Genomic DNA, 13,576 nt, shown 5'->3' with positions numbered 1-13,576 from the left:
CTTTCGGGCTTTTGATTAGAACATACCATTTTCATTGACGAGTGGGTCGGGCTGTACTTGCCCAATATCCCAAAACTCAGCAATTTTACCCTTTTCAAAACGGCAAATATGGACCACAGCCAAGGTGGTTAACCCATTCATTTGCATTTCAAGTTTTGAATGCACAGCAACCAAATCACCCTCTTCAATGACATGTTGAACATCAAAGACTTTGTTGGGAGTTTCAATTGCACTTTCACGCATCCCTTCCTTCAAAGAAGTCGCATCACCCGCATAATAAGGGTTGTGATGCTTGAAGTTCGGCGCAGTGTAATTGCTGTAAGCTTCATCAACTTCACCAACTGCAGCAAGCTCTAAAAACCGTACTGCAATTTGTTTTTGAGATAAGTTCATGATTATCTCCTACTCTTTATTTTAGACCTTACTGCAACAGGTCATCTTCTTCGTCTTCCTCAAAGACATAGGCCATACAGCCCCATCCATCATATTCGCCCTGAAATTTCTCAGCGATGCTGGCAAACCATTGTTCCAAGTCAACAATATCTGAATACTCAGGTTCCATGTTAACGAAGATAGTAATTACCCATTCATTTGGCTCAACAGAATCATCTTGGAAAAGTGAAACTTTTTGTTCTTGGTAAAGCAAATAGAGTGCGCATTGCTCTGCATTTTTCTGATCTTGAAAAGCGATAGAAAATTCAATTTCATGCAGCTCGGTTAAATCATCCCCATCTTCAGCCATTTGCCAAAGTACATTGCCGTTATCGTCATCTGGAAATTGTTCGTAGTCACGAGTCATAAAATGATCCTTGTTGTTGTCGCAGTATTAATATTATTCAACATCAAGAATACCCGACTTTTATTGCAGTTTGGGTATATATTCGGTTCCCAATTGCATCAAATTAATTCTTTTAATTATATAAATTTTAAAAAGGCACTTGTGATTCAATGACTACATCTGTTCCTTTCAATGGATGCTGAAAAGCCAAATATGCGGCATGTAAGGCCATACGGTTTAAGTGAAAACGTTTAGGCTCAGGGTGATATAACTTGTCCCCCATAATCGGATGTCCTATATGCATCATGTGTACACGTAACTGATGCGAACGTCCTGTTACTGGTTCAAGTAATACTCGACTTTGATTGTTCTTTTCATCATAGATGAGCGGTTGAAACAAGGTTTTAGCATGTTTGCCTAATTCAAAATGTACAATTTGTCTTGGACGATTTTCCCAGTCAGTAATGAGAGGAACTTCTACGCTGCCCTCTTGTGTGACTTGGCCTTGCACCAAAGCAATATAATGCTTTTTAACTGTTCTGGCCTGAAACATTTTACTTACCGCTACTTCTGCATCGCGATGCTTGGCAAACATGAGTAAGCCTGATGTCGCCATATCTAAACGATGTGTGACCTTCGCTAAAGGGAACTTTTCTAGCACCCTTAAATAAGCACTGTCATGATGCTCAGGTAACCGTCCCATTACCGACAACAGGCCCGCAGGTTTATCAACCACAATTAAATCATCATCTTCAAATAGAATTGAAAGTGGATCTTGTGGTGGAGCGTAAACAAAGTTGTCGTTTAAAGGCATGGTTGTAGAAGCAGCAATGGAGCATGGCGGCAAATCATAAAGAAATTTCGGTTCTACCGCAAAATAATCTATAACGCTCTACTCATGTTCCACGTGAAACTCAGAAAATCTTTATCGTTTTTTATTCATTTCAGCCAAAAGATTGAGCTGAATTTCTTGAATATGCGCGAGTCTTTCCCATTGATGCGACAAAAGATGATCCATTTTTTCATGCAAATGGCGAATCTCAAGCTCGGCTTTTAAATTAATCTGATAGTCATGTTGAGAACGTAAGCGGTCTTTTGCTTCTTGGCGATTTTGGCTCATCATAATAATAGGCGCCTGAATTGCAGCTAAACATGACAATACTAAATTCAGCAAAATAAAGGGATAAGGGTCGACGGGACGTACAACCATCACCACCGTATTTAGAATAATCCAGCCTGTCAAAAATAGAGCAAAGCAAATGAGAAAAGCCCAGCTACCACCAAATGTCGCGATCTTATCTGCTAACTTTTCTCCAAATGTCCAATTCTGATCAAAATCCGACTCTGTATTTCGGCTAATCAACTCATGGCGTTGCATACTGCCGATCACTTCATTTTCTAAATTAGAGAGTTCACCCTTTTCCGAGCGTAATAGCGACTGCACATATTTAATTCGATAATCTGCCAGATCAGCCCGACAAATAAAACTTGAGTAATTCCAATCTGGATAGTCTTTTAAAATTTCGTCGCTAATCACATTACGGATGACTTCACCAGACACTAGATCTTTTAAAGGAAAATTTTTCCCACAAACGGCGCACTGCCGACACTGATTTTTATTCTCCATATTATTCAGCTCTTTATTATGATATTAAGATTATTATATAAACAATTTTGGCTGATCACATCGTAAATAAAAATAGTAATCTAACCTAAAATCTGTAAAGTCGCTGGTACGATTTTTCGATGGGCAGGAATTACAGGCGCCATATAGAATCTTCCAAGCCAATTTTTAATATGCACCACTGTAGTTATGGTGAGTACTTGAGTCTTTTCATTCTTGTATATAGATAACGTCACATTTAAGTGCTTGTCATCATCTCCAATCACTAACTCATTTTCGGTACGCTGCAAAAAAGTAAAAATTCCAATTCGGTCGCCTGCCACATATTCACTTTCTTTTTTATTTGAATCAATTTGCTGAAAACTTCCTAAATCTTTAAGCCCAATCTTTGAAGTAATTTTATTACGCATATTCATGCTCCACTCTACCCACTGCGGAGTGTGCTGGAATAGCTTAATAAGTTGCCCAAATACATTTAGGTCGGGTTGACCCAGCACAATACTCCACGAGTCGTGGAAGTAAGCATTTTTCAATTGAGATGAGATTTGACTGTCGGTAGGTAAAGCAGAAAGATAAGGCTTATTCATTAAATTATATTCTTGTAAAGTATCGTTTTTATTATAGAGAATTTTTTAGGGTGTCAAGGGAAAACATCTATGGTTTACTTCAACAATCATAACTTTGTAAGTTATAACCTTGTGCCTATAAACTTTTGATCTATAGCGTCCTAAGCCGAATCGAGACCTTTTGGGTGAGTACACACTAACGTTATACGTTTTGGTGCATGCTACTCTTTTCGATCCCCATCACACCCTTGAGATATAGTTTAGCCAGCACCCTGCGGGATTGTTTTTCTAAGAAAAGCGAATTTTTAATATTTTTGGGAATTTTTACGCCATTAGACAAATTTAAAAGAATTTATTCCCATTTACCTATAATTAGTTATATTTAAATTCCACTTTATTTGTATTTTTCGGTTTATTTTACCAAGAAAAATTTTTAAGCCAAATTGGAAGTTCGTTCAACAGCCTATGTTTAGCCGAATAACTCATGTAAAGCTGACTCCCTAATCCCCACTTTTAAGCATTTTTATTCTTTGGGCACTATTCTTAGAGATAACTTTTGCGCTTGAATACATTATAAAAACATATTATAAACTATTGCTAACCAAATAATTGGTTTTTTGGAACTTTATAATGAACAACAATATTATAATTTTTGGTTATGGAACAGGTATTTCCAAAGCCTTAGCACATAAGTTTGGTAAAGAAGGCTATAAAATCGGGTTAGTGGCACGAAACGCCCAAAAACTCGAAAAAGCCATTTTAGAACTTAAAACACAAGGTATTGAAGCTTACGCTTTTGCATGTGATTTAGCGGTTCTTGAAGATATACCAAATCTTATTAATCGTATTAAAGACCGATTAGGAGAGATTAAAAATATTCATTGGAATGCTTTCCATGATATTGAAGGAAATATCTTAGAAACCCCTCCACTAGAGCTTACCAAAAGCTTTCATATTCGTGTTTCGAGCTATATTGCGACGGTACAAGCTTGCTTAAGCGATTTAGAGAAGAACCACGGTAGCATTTTATCGACAAATGGAATTTTCGCTTTCGATGCAGTGGGTATCGACTTGATTGCTAAAGAGTACTCATCCTTAGCAACTACCGCTGCCGCTCAATACAAAACCACCAACTTACTTGCTCATAGTCTAGCGGACTCAAATGTTTATGTGAGCCAAGTGATTGTGAATGGTTTCGTTGATGGAACATCTGGAGCACAAGATAAGACCTACACTGTACATCCTGAAATGATTGCAGGGCAGTTCTGGTATTTACACCAGCATAAACAAGAGACTGTCTCCTTTTGTGGTGAAGCCATTCAAGCTGCTTAAATAATTTTCTTATGAGAGGAGAAGCGTAATTAATTACGCTTCTCTGAACTTTTTTAATTTTATGTTTCTATGCCCCAGAAATATTTAATTATTTTTCATACTCTGAAGTATCAATTTTGTATTCTTTGAATAAAATTGAACGCACAGAGTCTTTTATACGTTCATCATGTTTAATAATTAAATAAATATCTTTTTTAGTCAGAGGAATTTCTTTTAGTAAATCAGGCAAGTCCTTCGACCTTATACCACTGACTTCACTAGGTTGTTTTAAGATATCTGGGTCTTGTTCTTCGAATTTAAAATCTACGCCTTGTAAATTGAAATAAACCATAACCCTTCTGTTCAAAGAGTCACTATCATCATATAAAACTGTACCTTCTGGCAAAATATAATATTCTGGTAAAGTACTATTTTTCGAATATTTACCTTCAAACGAATATATCTTTAAAGGTTTTTCTAAAACATGAATTTCGGGTGTTTTTGTACGGTTCCAGAAGTAATAATTTAATAAGGACTGTATGATGAAAATTGAAATTAGTACGGTAATTAATAAATTCTTTTTCATATCCTCTTCTTATTAAAAAGATCTTTTATTATTTAACTACAAATTCATAGGTTTTAGTTAGCTTATCATCGCCTCGCCCATAAAAATATGTATTAATTACAATTTTGTATTTTCCTTTATATTTAGGAATACCTTCTATTTTTATGTGATTGTATCCATCTATATCATCTACGGGAGTAATTTTAACTCCCTGATTTTCCGGAATATTAGAAGTTAATTCAAAATGTTGTTCAGAGACTTTTCCACCTGTAATTTTTAATTGTTGGGTATATGTTTGCCCTACGTAAGCAACTGGAAGACTTTCAGGTTCAACCGTATATTTATCCTGACATCCGCCCGTAAGTAAAAATGGAATTACGCAAACTATCCAGAAAAATTTTATAGTCTTAATCAAATTATTGTTCTTCCCATACAATTGGAAATTTTTGTGATTTAGAGATATTACCAATCATTGCAGAGAAAACCGCTTGGCATTCTAAATTAATTTTTTTAACTGAACTTATATGTATAGGCTCACAGCTTCCATTATCATTATTTGAACAAAATTCTACAGATACATCAATTTGGTTATTCTCAAATCTATCGATATCCACATCTAATGTTTGCTGAGGATCAATCATACTTTCACAAATAAACTTTTTTGATGATGATTTTTTTATTTTATTTAAAACTTCCTTACCTTCAATTTTCATAGCAAAATTTAATTTTTCATTGCTTTTCATAATATGATCTATTGTGAAATTTGAAATTCTTTCACTACATCCAGTTAAAAAAATTAGCCCTGATAGGTAAAGAATTTTTTTCATTTAAAACTCTATTGGAAATTGGATTTTCTTATAGCTTCTTTTGATATTAAAATATTATCTGCCATAACTTTACTGCTTTGTAATAAGCCACCAAAGACTACTCTACACGACATATTGCTTGTTAATAATTTTTCCAATTGGTTCTTAGCGATACATACATTCATTGATTCATCTTCGCAAACTTTGAAGTATCCAGATAAAGTATGTTTTCCATTCTTTAACTTTTCTCCTTCAACTGAGATAGCACCTACAATAAGATAATTTTTAATATTATCGCACTTAAAATGTGAATATTTATAATTCCCGTTTTGATAAACATTCTTTAAATCATCAGTTATTTCTAAATTAAATTTAAAAATATCACCACTCATACCATCCATATGAGAATAAGTTAAATTCTTAAGGGCTATATCCTTAAAATTTTCTTTCTCATTTTTGGCTAAAGGATTACAACCCGACAATAAAATGGATAAAATAATTAAAAAATATTTATGCATCTATTCATTCTACAATAATTAATTTATATTTCTTATTTAGCTCATCACTACCACGGCCATAAAACCCTGTTGAAATATTTATTATATATTCACCTTTATGTTTGGGAATACCTTTAATTGAAAAGTTATTAAAACCGCTAGTGTCATTGTTCGGTTGAATTTTTAATCCTAAATCATCAGGCATATCAGTATCTATTTCAAAATACTTATCCACTACTTTACCGCCACTAATTTTTATATTCTGGGAATATGCTTCATTGACATGAGCTACAGCGAGTTCCTTTGGTTGTACATCATAGTTGCTACAACTATTAAGGGTCATTGCCAATAGAATATATCGAAACATGTCTTTTTATTCTTTAACTACAAATTCATAGGTTTTATTTAACTTATCATCACCACCAGCATAAAAACTGGCATATATATTAATAGTAAAAGTTCCCTTATGTTTTGGAACTCCAGAAATTTTTAAATTATTATAAGCATCCGCTTCATTTTGGTCTATTGGCTCAATAGAGATATTCATATCACTTGGAAAATTATCTTTTACCTCAAAAGACTGTGGTATCACTCTTCCACCAGTAATTTTTAATGTCTGATTATATTCTTTGCCAATATATGCTATCGGAAGCTTATTTGGTTCAATATTATAATCCTTACTACAGCCACAAAGACTCAAAGTTAAAAATATTACAGCCAATTTATTAAATTTCATTAGAAAAACTCCCTTTTTAATATTAACGCAGCGAACTATGTTCACTGTAAGACCTGTGATATTAGAGACCCATCTCAAAACATAACATGGGTAACACCTAAAGGCAGCGGTGGTCCAAACTACTCGAACATGTAAATAAATAAACCCGCTTTAGCGGGTTTATTACATTTCTAGTTCTCAACTTAATAAATTAAAGATCAACTTCAGCACCAACAACTTGATTTTATTCAAAATTAGCATTCGTCAACTTTGCTTTATTTGATTGATAAGCATCATTTGAGTAATTTTTCCTTAATTCAATTCTGCATTCAGTATCAATTTTTGCTTTTTTAATATCGACTGAACAATCATCATTTTTACATATTTCGACATGTGCTATATATTTATATAATTGATTATTAATTTCTTCTGAATCTAAGTCTACTCCACCTCTTACCATAAACTGATTTTCCAAACAATTTAGCTTAGAAATAGGAAATGCATTTTTTTCAGAAATTTCTTTTAAAGAAGAAGAGCTTGTAACAGAACCTTGGTATGTTTTTTCTCCACTATACATAGATTGGAAATATTTAAATTTTCCAAAATTAATATCGGCAGATTGAGAATCTATGTTTTTAGAAGTACAACCAAATAATAAAAATATCCATACACATGATAAAAACTTCATTTTATTTGAACCTTTTTTAATTCGGCTTGCAATATTTGCTCTGGTGATTTAGATATACTAGGTATTGTTTCACGCATCATTTTGCTAAACCAAGCATGACTAAATTTAGTTTCATGAAATGTATTGCTGTGTTCTTTTGGATAACTATCCCATTGCCCTCCAGCATCAGCAATTACATCATCTGTTGTATAACTAGTAGGGCTAGGATTATATCCTTTCCATTTGGGTTTATAGCCCTCCCATTGCACCGTATTCTTTAGATCAGTGACAACATTATTATTTGGTTTACAAAAAATATTTATCCAATTATCTGCAACAGGTCGTGGCGCTAGTAAATAAATTTGTGCTCTTACTGCTGGAGTAGCTAATATATTTGGAGTTGCTTTTGATAATAAAACTCCAACAGGGTCAATAGTAATTAATAAATTGACTGGCACCCCTGCTTTGTGTAGTTCTGCAACTAAACCTGATGAATTCCAACCACCTAGACTATGACCTATAATATTAATTTGAGTTTGTGGATTCTTTGTATAAACATCAAGAATATCTTTAAAAGCATTTCTTTTACCTGAGGCTGCAGGAGCAGCTACTTTTCTATTATTATAAGCCTCTTCATAGCCATAATATTGTTTTAAATTTTTTGCATTCCCCGTATTAAAGTTCTTTGCATAATTTCCAACAATTTCTGTAGGCCCTAAAGAATCTCCCACGCCTGGTGGTTTAACATCTCCATATATAAAAGGATATTTATCAGCAGCCCCGCCAACAAAGGCTGTAAAACTTTGGGTATAAACTTTAAGTTGAACTGGTACAACTGCTGGCACAGGATTAACCGTTCCCATTGTTGTCTTAACCAAATTAGCATAAGCCTGTACTTCAGTGCCCATCGTTTATCACCACATGTATTTTATATTGCTTATTCGGCTCTTCAGTTTCTAACTTAACCAAGCCTGTTCTATCTAACTTACCGCGCTCAATTTCTTTATCATGTTCATCAAAAATAATATATTCCGTACCAGGTTTTAGTTTATTTCCTTGTTTATCCATTACATCAAACCATAAACCATATTTTTGTTTTCCTTGTTCTGGTAGATACGGTAATGAACTATTCACACTCCCGCCCCCCATAAACAAATGCTGTCCAGCCTTCACCTCAAACTTGCCGCTCGTAGTCATAAAAATGCCTGAACCGGTAATTTTGACTTGAGAGCCGCCTGCGGTGAGTACAATTTCTTTGGCTGCTGTGGCCTCAATTTTGTCTTCAGTCGAAATTACCTGAACAGCTTTACGGGCAATTAAATCTGCTCCATCGCCTTGTGCTTGTATCTCGACTTTGCCTTTGCCTGCATAAAGTCTTGCCCCTTCTTGAGCCGCAAAAAGGCTAATTTTATTTTGGGCATGCGCAATTAAATTCTTTTGGCTAGACAGGTTAATACTGTCTCCAGCAGTTTGGTTTAGCTGCCCATCTGCGCTTAAATGAATGTCTTCGTTACTGCTCAGCGCGATGCTATTTGGACTCGCCAACAACATAATCGCCTCTTTAAAGGTTTTGGCTTTTGCGTTGTCTTGCTGCTCAAGTTTTTCAATAAAAGATTTTAGGTTTTCTAAATTTTCTAACGGGTCAGTTTGCTGATTTTTGGCAACTTCACTGAGTGCCTTGGCATTGTTAAGGCCACCGTCGATTTGTTGCTTGGCCTCATTTGCATCAAGGTGTACGCCTTGAGCTTGGTCCTGTTTATGGGTACTAACGAGTAAACCACTGCCTGCTCTGACTGCACCCCACTGGTCTGTTCGTAGCTCAAAACCCTCCCCACGACCATCACTTTCCGCCTTGTCTTTTGGATGGCTTAAGTTACCTAAGTTGAGCTGGCTTGCCGCATGGCTGCTTTGTAGCTGGGCACTGATTTGGCCTGTCGTGTCATCAAAGCGTAGTTGGTTAAAGCCTTTGCCGTCGACTTCCTCAGAGCGGATACCGCTCAGTTTTTTAGTGTCAGGTAGCTGGCCTTTTTGGTCGAACTGGGTTGGATGTCGTTCAGCTTCATGAATACGGCCCACCACAAATGGGCGGTCAACATTGCCGTCAAAGAAGTCGATGACCACGATCTCGCCGACACGTGGCAAGAAGCGTGCGCCATAACCTGCACCGGCCCAAGGAGTGAGGACATCAACCCAAGCGGAGTCAGTGTCATTGTCGTTACTTCCCGCTCCACCGTCATGGCTATGGTCGTCAGTTCGGGTAAACAGGAAGCGGACTTTAATGCGCCCCCACTGGTCGACATGAATGCTTTCGCCCTCTAATCCAACCACTCTAGCGCGCTGCGGGTGAGCTGCTGGTCGGTGCTCTAGTGGGTTATATTCAGGCACAGCTTTAATGTTGCGTCGAACGACATTGAGTTCAGCAAAGTGGCGCTGCTCAGGGTTTTGACTGTCGAGTTGAGCGGCCTTGAGCTTGTCTTTTGGCAACAGACGCTCAAGTTGCTGTTGTAATTCTTTCGGTAAATTATTCTGGTTATAGTAGTACTTACTTAAGATTAAGAACTCTTTGTCCGCACTATCATGTTGGTCGAGTTCTGGGTGGTCATTCAGTTCAAACCAGTAACCGACCTGTGCATCACGGACATTACCCGAAACGGTAAACTGTTTCGAACTTAGGTGATGGTAAGCATTGATGTGCTGGTTAAGCTGTTCAATCTGGCTATTGCCTGAAGCTGTGGCTTGGTCTTCACCCTTTAAGTCCTGCATCCACGCGGGGCTGACATGCCATGCATCTTCAAGATTCAAGCTGGCATTGTCATAGTGTTCGCTGTGCTGCTGTTTACCTTGTACGCTGCCACTGCCTTCTTCTTGTTGCAGCGCATCGGCTTGCCAACGTTGCACATGAACCGAAGTTGGTTGTAAGCGGCGCTCAGCTTTAACTTGGGTAATGGTATCAAACTGTTCTGTCGCACTGCTGCGTTGGTAGCACAGGCTACGACGTTCAAGTGCCTGATAGTTTTGGTTATCGTCAATCAAACGTAGTACTTGTGGCTGAATAGAAGCATTCGGGTCAGCGATAAAAAGCTGTGACTCATCGACCAGCCAGTTAATGCCTTCACTACGCCACAAACGGGTTAAAAAGTCATAATCGCTTTCGTTAGACTGCATTACAAATGGACGCACATCGTAATCTTTGGTTAACCCAGATGTGTCGAGTGTTAGGCTTGCGGCAAATAACGGGCTTTTCCCCTGCCATTCTTTAAACAGAATTTCGCTAATATCCCGCACACTTTTATTCATAAACACGCGGCTATTACGGCGTTTATGCCAGAGTGCAGTTGGGTCTTTTAAAGTTAAATTATAAATGGTGAGTGAGCCGTCACTTTGCCCTTGGCTCGCTTCGGTAATAATACCTGTTGTTCTAAAAAACTGCCCCATGTCAGTGACTTGATCGACGGCAACCTGACAGCCAATAAATTGTTTTAATGCAATATGTGCGTTTGTCGACAGACACAGTAACCCAGCAACGCTGCCTTGGTTGAGCGTATGTTCGCCCTCGATGCGTTGCAAGAAGACTTGCTGATTTAAAGACTGATTTGAGAATTGGATATGAACAGCGCGATTTTGTGAAACAAGGCCTAAACGCTCCAATATACTCGACACACTCATCTGCATTTTTATTATCAATCAAACTTATATTTAGGCCGCATTTTAATTAAAAAAAGACTAATCTGTCTATCTATACTCATTTTCAAAATGTAACTAGTCTAAATATGCATTTTTAGGTTAATTTCTTATTAAATAGGTATTTAAACCGTAAAATCAGATCATTTTAAAATGCTATAAACCACCCAAATAAATTCAATATTTTTCTTTTATATTCAAATAGATATTTAAGAAAGCAACCACTCAAATTAATAAAATTCAGGATGAGATATGAAAATAAAAAAGTCTGCTTTTTATATATTTACGATGATTTTCTCTCTTCATTCTTCAGCATTTGCTGAACCGAGTGTGGCTGATATTCAATATCGTGCAGAGCAAGGGCAATCCGTTGCTCAATATCATCTTGGCATGATGCTTTTAAGCGGCGAACAAGGCGTTGTTAAAAATTATGAGCAAGCGTTTAAATGGCTAACTGTGGCTGATCAAAATGGAAGTATGGGGGCAAAATATAGTTTAGGGATGATGTATTACACAGGCACGGGCGTCGAAAAAGATGCCAAGCGTGCTTTTGATTATTTTACTAAGGCTGCGGCCAAGGGTCATGCTAAAGCGCAATATAACTTAGGGGTGTTATACGACAGAGGTGAAGGAACTGCGCAAAATTATGTGCAGGCGTTTGAGTGGTTTAGTCGTGCTGCCAAGCAAGGCTACCCACCCGCAGAATATAATTTAGCTCATCTATATAAAAAAGGTCACGGCGTTTCACAAAGTGATGAGCAAGCGCTTAAGTGGTACACCAAAGCGGCTGAGCACAATGAAAGCGATGCCCAATACAACTTGGCCCAGATGTATTTAAATGGTGAAGGCACGCCGAAAAACCTATCACTGGCAAAGAAATGGTTTCAGCAAGCTGCCGATGCAGGCGATGTAGATGCTAAAGAAATGCTTAAAAGTTTAGAATAAGGTATTAAAACTTAATATTTATCTAGCTCTAATAACTCACTAATTTCTTCACCATATAGCCATTTATTTAAAATACCTTCCGAACTTTCTAGGCCTACAATATCTAGAAAACTTTCAAATGTAGTTGCCACTTGTTCTCGATCTTCTGTATCAAGCTTGTCAGGATCGATTTGACTAATTCCATGAGCAAGAACATGTAAAAGTTCTGCCTTAGTTGGTTCATTCTTTTGTTGATAGAGTGCAATAAAAGCTTGTGCAGCATCAGCCACTTTTTGGTTCAAACTCATACGTAATGCAGGATTTTGAACCCCTGTATATAGTTGTCCATCTCCAGCAAAATGATCTTGAGCTTTAAACTTTTCTAATTGTTGAATAACAATAGAGTTGGAATTTTGAATACTCATTTCCGTTTTATTGTCAGTTTTTTGGGCACAACCAACTTGTGAACTTAAGATGGCCATGACTAAAACTAAAAGCTTTTTCATGATTTTATTACTTTTATATTTGTCTGCATCAAATATAAACTAAATTAATTATAATTTTCCATACCCATGAAAATTTATTTTATTATTTATTTTTTCTAATTAAATATAAATTCTATTACTTTAAAAACAAATTTAGTTTTATTATTAAATAAAAAATATTTTAAATATTAAATTGACGTAATTAAAATCACCAATTATTATCTCGTTGCTGGCCTACATTGCCAGACGGTTTTGACAGACCGTAACTCGTAGCGGGTTATAGTTCTACTATAATTCGTTAGACCCTTGCGTCCCCTTTTCTTTGCGGTAGGACGGGAGGGGGACGCCCCGTGCGTGCTGGTTCTACGAGTCCAGTCTGTCAACCCCCTTTCGTTCTACCACCATAAATTAATTCGCGGTAATCTGGTGGTAGGACTCCATAAATTATAAGGAGTTGACCATGACATTTTTCAAACTTATTTCCTCTTCTGCTTAATTATTTTATTTATTTAAAATTTAGGTTTTCTATTGCCTAGCTTTTTAAATTTATAAATTATTTTTATTTTAAAATTTCAATTATTATATTTTCCTATTTTTATGGGAGGATTAATTATTACCTAAAATTATTTTAAATCTTAAAACTAATTATATTTTTATTCTACTCATAGATATAAATTATTATGAGAATAATATGACAATTTATAAACCTATTTTGGCTTTAAGTTTGGTTGTAGCGAGCTTGGGAATTTCGGGTTGTAACTTACACACCCAACAGGAGTTTGAAAAAATTTGCCTGTCGGGTGGGCACAGCAAAAACCAGTTGCGACTGTATTTACCAGCGACTTGAACAAGCTTACTCCCCTAAGCTCATGCAACGCCTAGAACATTTCAGTTTGCAAAGTGCTGTTCTCCCACAGGACTTTGCCCCTACTTTTTTCAGCTAAGCGGTTGGCTTAT

The 13,576-nt window shown here is 36.5% G+C and carries 17 protein-coding genes and 2 pseudogenes; 4 read left to right on the top strand and 15 right to left on the bottom strand.

Annotation, left to right across the window (positions count from 1 at the left end):
* Positions 1 to 15 precede the first annotated feature (15 nt).
* From ACTJJH_RS13815 to ACTJJH_RS13795, 5 genes are all read right to left on the bottom strand, one after another.
* Positions 16 to 393: a nuclear transport factor 2 family protein gene (locus ACTJJH_RS13815; protein ID WP_032037154.1), complete on the bottom strand. Its 378-nt coding sequence runs from the start codon at positions 391 to 393 to the stop codon at positions 16 to 18.
* 28 nt (positions 394 to 421) lie between these two features.
* Positions 422 to 799, bottom strand: coding sequence for a ribonuclease E inhibitor RraB (locus ACTJJH_RS13810; RefSeq protein WP_017399750.1), 378 nt, complete (start codon positions 797 to 799; stop codon positions 422 to 424).
* 127 nt (positions 800 to 926) lie between these two features.
* Positions 927 to 1,592 carry an RluA family pseudouridine synthase gene (locus ACTJJH_RS13805; protein ID WP_057067791.1) on the bottom strand — a complete coding sequence of 222 codons (666 nt, stop codon included), beginning with the start codon at positions 1,590 to 1,592 and terminating at the stop codon, positions 927 to 929.
* A 111-nt stretch (positions 1,593 to 1,703) separates the two neighbouring features.
* Entirely contained in the window at positions 1,704 to 2,405 is a 702-nt protein-coding gene (locus ACTJJH_RS13800; RefSeq protein ID WP_440601300.1) for a DUF1003 domain-containing protein, read from the bottom strand.
* An 80-nt stretch (positions 2,406 to 2,485) separates the two neighbouring features.
* On the bottom strand, positions 2,486 to 2,989 hold the full coding sequence (locus ACTJJH_RS13795) for a DUF2867 domain-containing protein (protein WP_320124774.1): 504 nt from the start codon (positions 2,987 to 2,989) through the stop codon (positions 2,486 to 2,488).
* A 609-nt stretch (positions 2,990 to 3,598) separates the two neighbouring features.
* On the opposite strand from ACTJJH_RS13795, the gene ACTJJH_RS13790 reads away from it, so the two are divergent.
* Positions 3,599 to 4,300 (top strand): SDR family NAD(P)-dependent oxidoreductase, encoded by a 702-nt coding sequence (locus ACTJJH_RS13790; protein WP_440601299.1) that lies wholly within the window; start codon positions 3,599 to 3,601, stop codon positions 4,298 to 4,300.
* An 88-nt stretch (positions 4,301 to 4,388) separates the two neighbouring features.
* Here the strand turns inward: ACTJJH_RS13790 and ACTJJH_RS13785 are convergent, their stop codons facing one another.
* Genes ACTJJH_RS13785 through ACTJJH_RS13760 form a run of 6 tightly spaced genes read right to left on the bottom strand, consistent with a single transcriptional unit; the run spans position 4,389 to position 6,883 of the window.
* The gene (locus ACTJJH_RS13785; protein ID WP_280586455.1) at positions 4,389 to 4,865 is read right to left on the bottom strand and encodes a hypothetical protein; all 477 of its coding nucleotides are present in this window, start codon (positions 4,863 to 4,865) and stop codon (positions 4,389 to 4,391) included.
* 28 nt (positions 4,866 to 4,893) lie between these two features.
* Positions 4,894 to 5,232 carry a hypothetical protein gene (locus ACTJJH_RS13780; RefSeq protein ID WP_032064044.1) on the bottom strand — a complete coding sequence of 113 codons (339 nt, stop codon included), beginning with the start codon at positions 5,230 to 5,232 and terminating at the stop codon, positions 4,894 to 4,896.
* Between the two features lie 28 nt (positions 5,233 to 5,260).
* Complete coding sequence (locus ACTJJH_RS13775) at positions 5,261 to 5,671, bottom strand: hypothetical protein (protein WP_440601298.1); 411 nt, start codon at positions 5,669 to 5,671, stop codon at positions 5,261 to 5,263.
* A gap of 8 nt (positions 5,672 to 5,679) precedes the next feature.
* The gene (locus ACTJJH_RS13770; protein ID WP_057067802.1) at positions 5,680 to 6,168 is read right to left on the bottom strand and encodes a hypothetical protein; all 489 of its coding nucleotides are present in this window, start codon (positions 6,166 to 6,168) and stop codon (positions 5,680 to 5,682) included.
* A gap of 4 nt (positions 6,169 to 6,172) precedes the next feature.
* On the bottom strand, positions 6,173 to 6,514 hold the full coding sequence (locus tag ACTJJH_RS13765) for a hypothetical protein (RefSeq protein ID WP_032005690.1): 342 nt from the start codon (positions 6,512 to 6,514) through the stop codon (positions 6,173 to 6,175).
* Between the two features lie 6 nt (positions 6,515 to 6,520).
* The gene (locus tag ACTJJH_RS13760; protein WP_032005692.1) at positions 6,521 to 6,883 is read right to left on the bottom strand and encodes a hypothetical protein; all 363 of its coding nucleotides are present in this window, start codon (positions 6,881 to 6,883) and stop codon (positions 6,521 to 6,523) included.
* A gap of 15 nt (positions 6,884 to 6,898) precedes the next feature.
* Here ACTJJH_RS13760 and ACTJJH_RS13755 point away from each other — a divergent pair.
* A pseudogene (locus tag ACTJJH_RS13755) lies at positions 6,899 to 7,018 on the top strand (4Fe-4S dicluster domain-containing protein); the annotation flags it as partial.
* Between the two features lie 88 nt (positions 7,019 to 7,106).
* Here the strand turns inward: ACTJJH_RS13755 and ACTJJH_RS13750 are convergent.
* The 3 genes from ACTJJH_RS13750 to ACTJJH_RS13740 are packed head-to-tail and all read right to left on the bottom strand — an operon-like array spanning position 7,107 to position 11,201.
* Complete coding sequence (locus ACTJJH_RS13750) at positions 7,107 to 7,550, bottom strand: hypothetical protein (protein WP_262728405.1); 444 nt, start codon at positions 7,548 to 7,550, stop codon at positions 7,107 to 7,109.
* Positions 7,547 to 8,437, bottom strand: coding sequence for a hypothetical protein (locus tag ACTJJH_RS13745; protein ID WP_032005696.1), 891 nt, complete (start codon positions 8,435 to 8,437; stop codon positions 7,547 to 7,549). The genes ACTJJH_RS13750 and ACTJJH_RS13745 overlap by 4 nt, the downstream gene beginning before the upstream one ends.
* Positions 8,427 to 11,201 (bottom strand): type VI secretion system Vgr family protein, encoded by a 2,775-nt coding sequence (locus ACTJJH_RS13740; protein ID WP_440601297.1) that lies wholly within the window; start codon positions 11,199 to 11,201, stop codon positions 8,427 to 8,429. Before ACTJJH_RS13740 ends, ACTJJH_RS13745 begins: the two co-directional genes overlap by 11 nt.
* A gap of 261 nt (positions 11,202 to 11,462) precedes the next feature.
* Here ACTJJH_RS13740 and ACTJJH_RS13735 point away from each other — a divergent pair, with 261 nt between their 5' ends.
* Positions 11,463 to 12,155, top strand: a complete 693-nt coding sequence (locus tag ACTJJH_RS13735; protein ID WP_440601296.1) for a tetratricopeptide repeat protein — start codon at positions 11,463 to 11,465, stop codon at positions 12,153 to 12,155.
* 11 nt (positions 12,156 to 12,166) lie between these two features.
* On the opposite strand, the gene ACTJJH_RS13730 is transcribed toward ACTJJH_RS13735, so the two are convergent.
* Positions 12,167 to 12,640: a DUF4844 domain-containing protein gene (locus ACTJJH_RS13730; RefSeq protein WP_440601295.1), complete on the bottom strand. Its 474-nt coding sequence runs from the start codon at positions 12,638 to 12,640 to the stop codon at positions 12,167 to 12,169.
* 670 nt (positions 12,641 to 13,310) lie between these two features.
* Here ACTJJH_RS13730 and ACTJJH_RS13725 point away from each other — a divergent pair.
* A pseudogene (locus tag ACTJJH_RS13725) lies at positions 13,311 to 13,563 on the top strand (hypothetical protein).
* Positions 13,564 to 13,576: the final 13 nt, after the last annotated feature.

This window comes from Acinetobacter sp. 22301 (genome assembly GCF_052045285.1).
Lineage (GTDB): Bacteria > Pseudomonadota > Gammaproteobacteria > Pseudomonadales > Moraxellaceae > Acinetobacter > Acinetobacter pittii.
Note: the sequence above shows the minus strand (reverse complement) of the source record. Positions and strands in the feature narration are given on the sequence as shown.

Coding starts and splice junctions, on each gene's coding strand:
- ACTJJH_RS13815 (WP_032037154.1), bottom strand. CDS start 393: ATGAACTTATCTCAAAAACAAATTGCAGTACGGTTTTTAGAGCTTGCT.
- ACTJJH_RS13810 (WP_017399750.1), bottom strand. CDS start 799: ATGACTCGTGACTACGAACAATTTCCAGATGACGATAACGGCAATGTA.
- ACTJJH_RS13805 (WP_057067791.1), bottom strand. CDS start 1,592: ATGCCTTTAAACGACAACTTTGTTTACGCTCCACCACAAGATCCACTT.
- ACTJJH_RS13800 (WP_440601300.1), bottom strand. CDS start 2,405: ATGGAGAATAAAAATCAGTGTCGGCAGTGCGCCGTTTGTGGGAAAAAT.
- ACTJJH_RS13795 (WP_320124774.1), bottom strand. CDS start 2,989: ATGAATAAGCCTTATCTTTCTGCTTTACCTACCGACAGTCAAATCTCA.
- ACTJJH_RS13790 (WP_440601299.1), top strand. CDS start 3,599: ATGAACAACAATATTATAATTTTTGGTTATGGAACAGGTATTTCCAAA.
- ACTJJH_RS13785 (WP_280586455.1), bottom strand. CDS start 4,865: ATGAAAAAGAATTTATTAATTACCGTACTAATTTCAATTTTCATCATA.
- ACTJJH_RS13775 (WP_440601298.1), bottom strand. CDS start 5,671: ATGAAAAAAATTCTTTACCTATCAGGGCTAATTTTTTTAACTGGATGT.
- ACTJJH_RS13770 (WP_057067802.1), bottom strand. CDS start 6,168: ATGCATAAATATTTTTTAATTATTTTATCCATTTTATTGTCGGGTTGT.
- ACTJJH_RS13765 (WP_032005690.1), bottom strand. CDS start 6,514: ATGTTTCGATATATTCTATTGGCAATGACCCTTAATAGTTGTAGCAAC.
- ACTJJH_RS13760 (WP_032005692.1), bottom strand. CDS start 6,883: ATGAAATTTAATAAATTGGCTGTAATATTTTTAACTTTGAGTCTTTGT.
- ACTJJH_RS13750 (WP_262728405.1), bottom strand. CDS start 7,550: ATGAAGTTTTTATCATGTGTATGGATATTTTTATTATTTGGTTGTACT.
- ACTJJH_RS13745 (WP_032005696.1), bottom strand. CDS start 8,437: ATGGGCACTGAAGTACAGGCTTATGCTAATTTGGTTAAGACAACAATG.
- ACTJJH_RS13740 (WP_440601297.1), bottom strand. CDS start 11,201: ATGCAGATGAGTGTGTCGAGTATATTGGAGCGTTTAGGCCTTGTTTCA.
- ACTJJH_RS13735 (WP_440601296.1), top strand. CDS start 11,463: ATGAAAATAAAAAAGTCTGCTTTTTATATATTTACGATGATTTTCTCT.
- ACTJJH_RS13730 (WP_440601295.1), bottom strand. CDS start 12,640: ATGAAAAAGCTTTTAGTTTTAGTCATGGCCATCTTAAGTTCACAAGTT.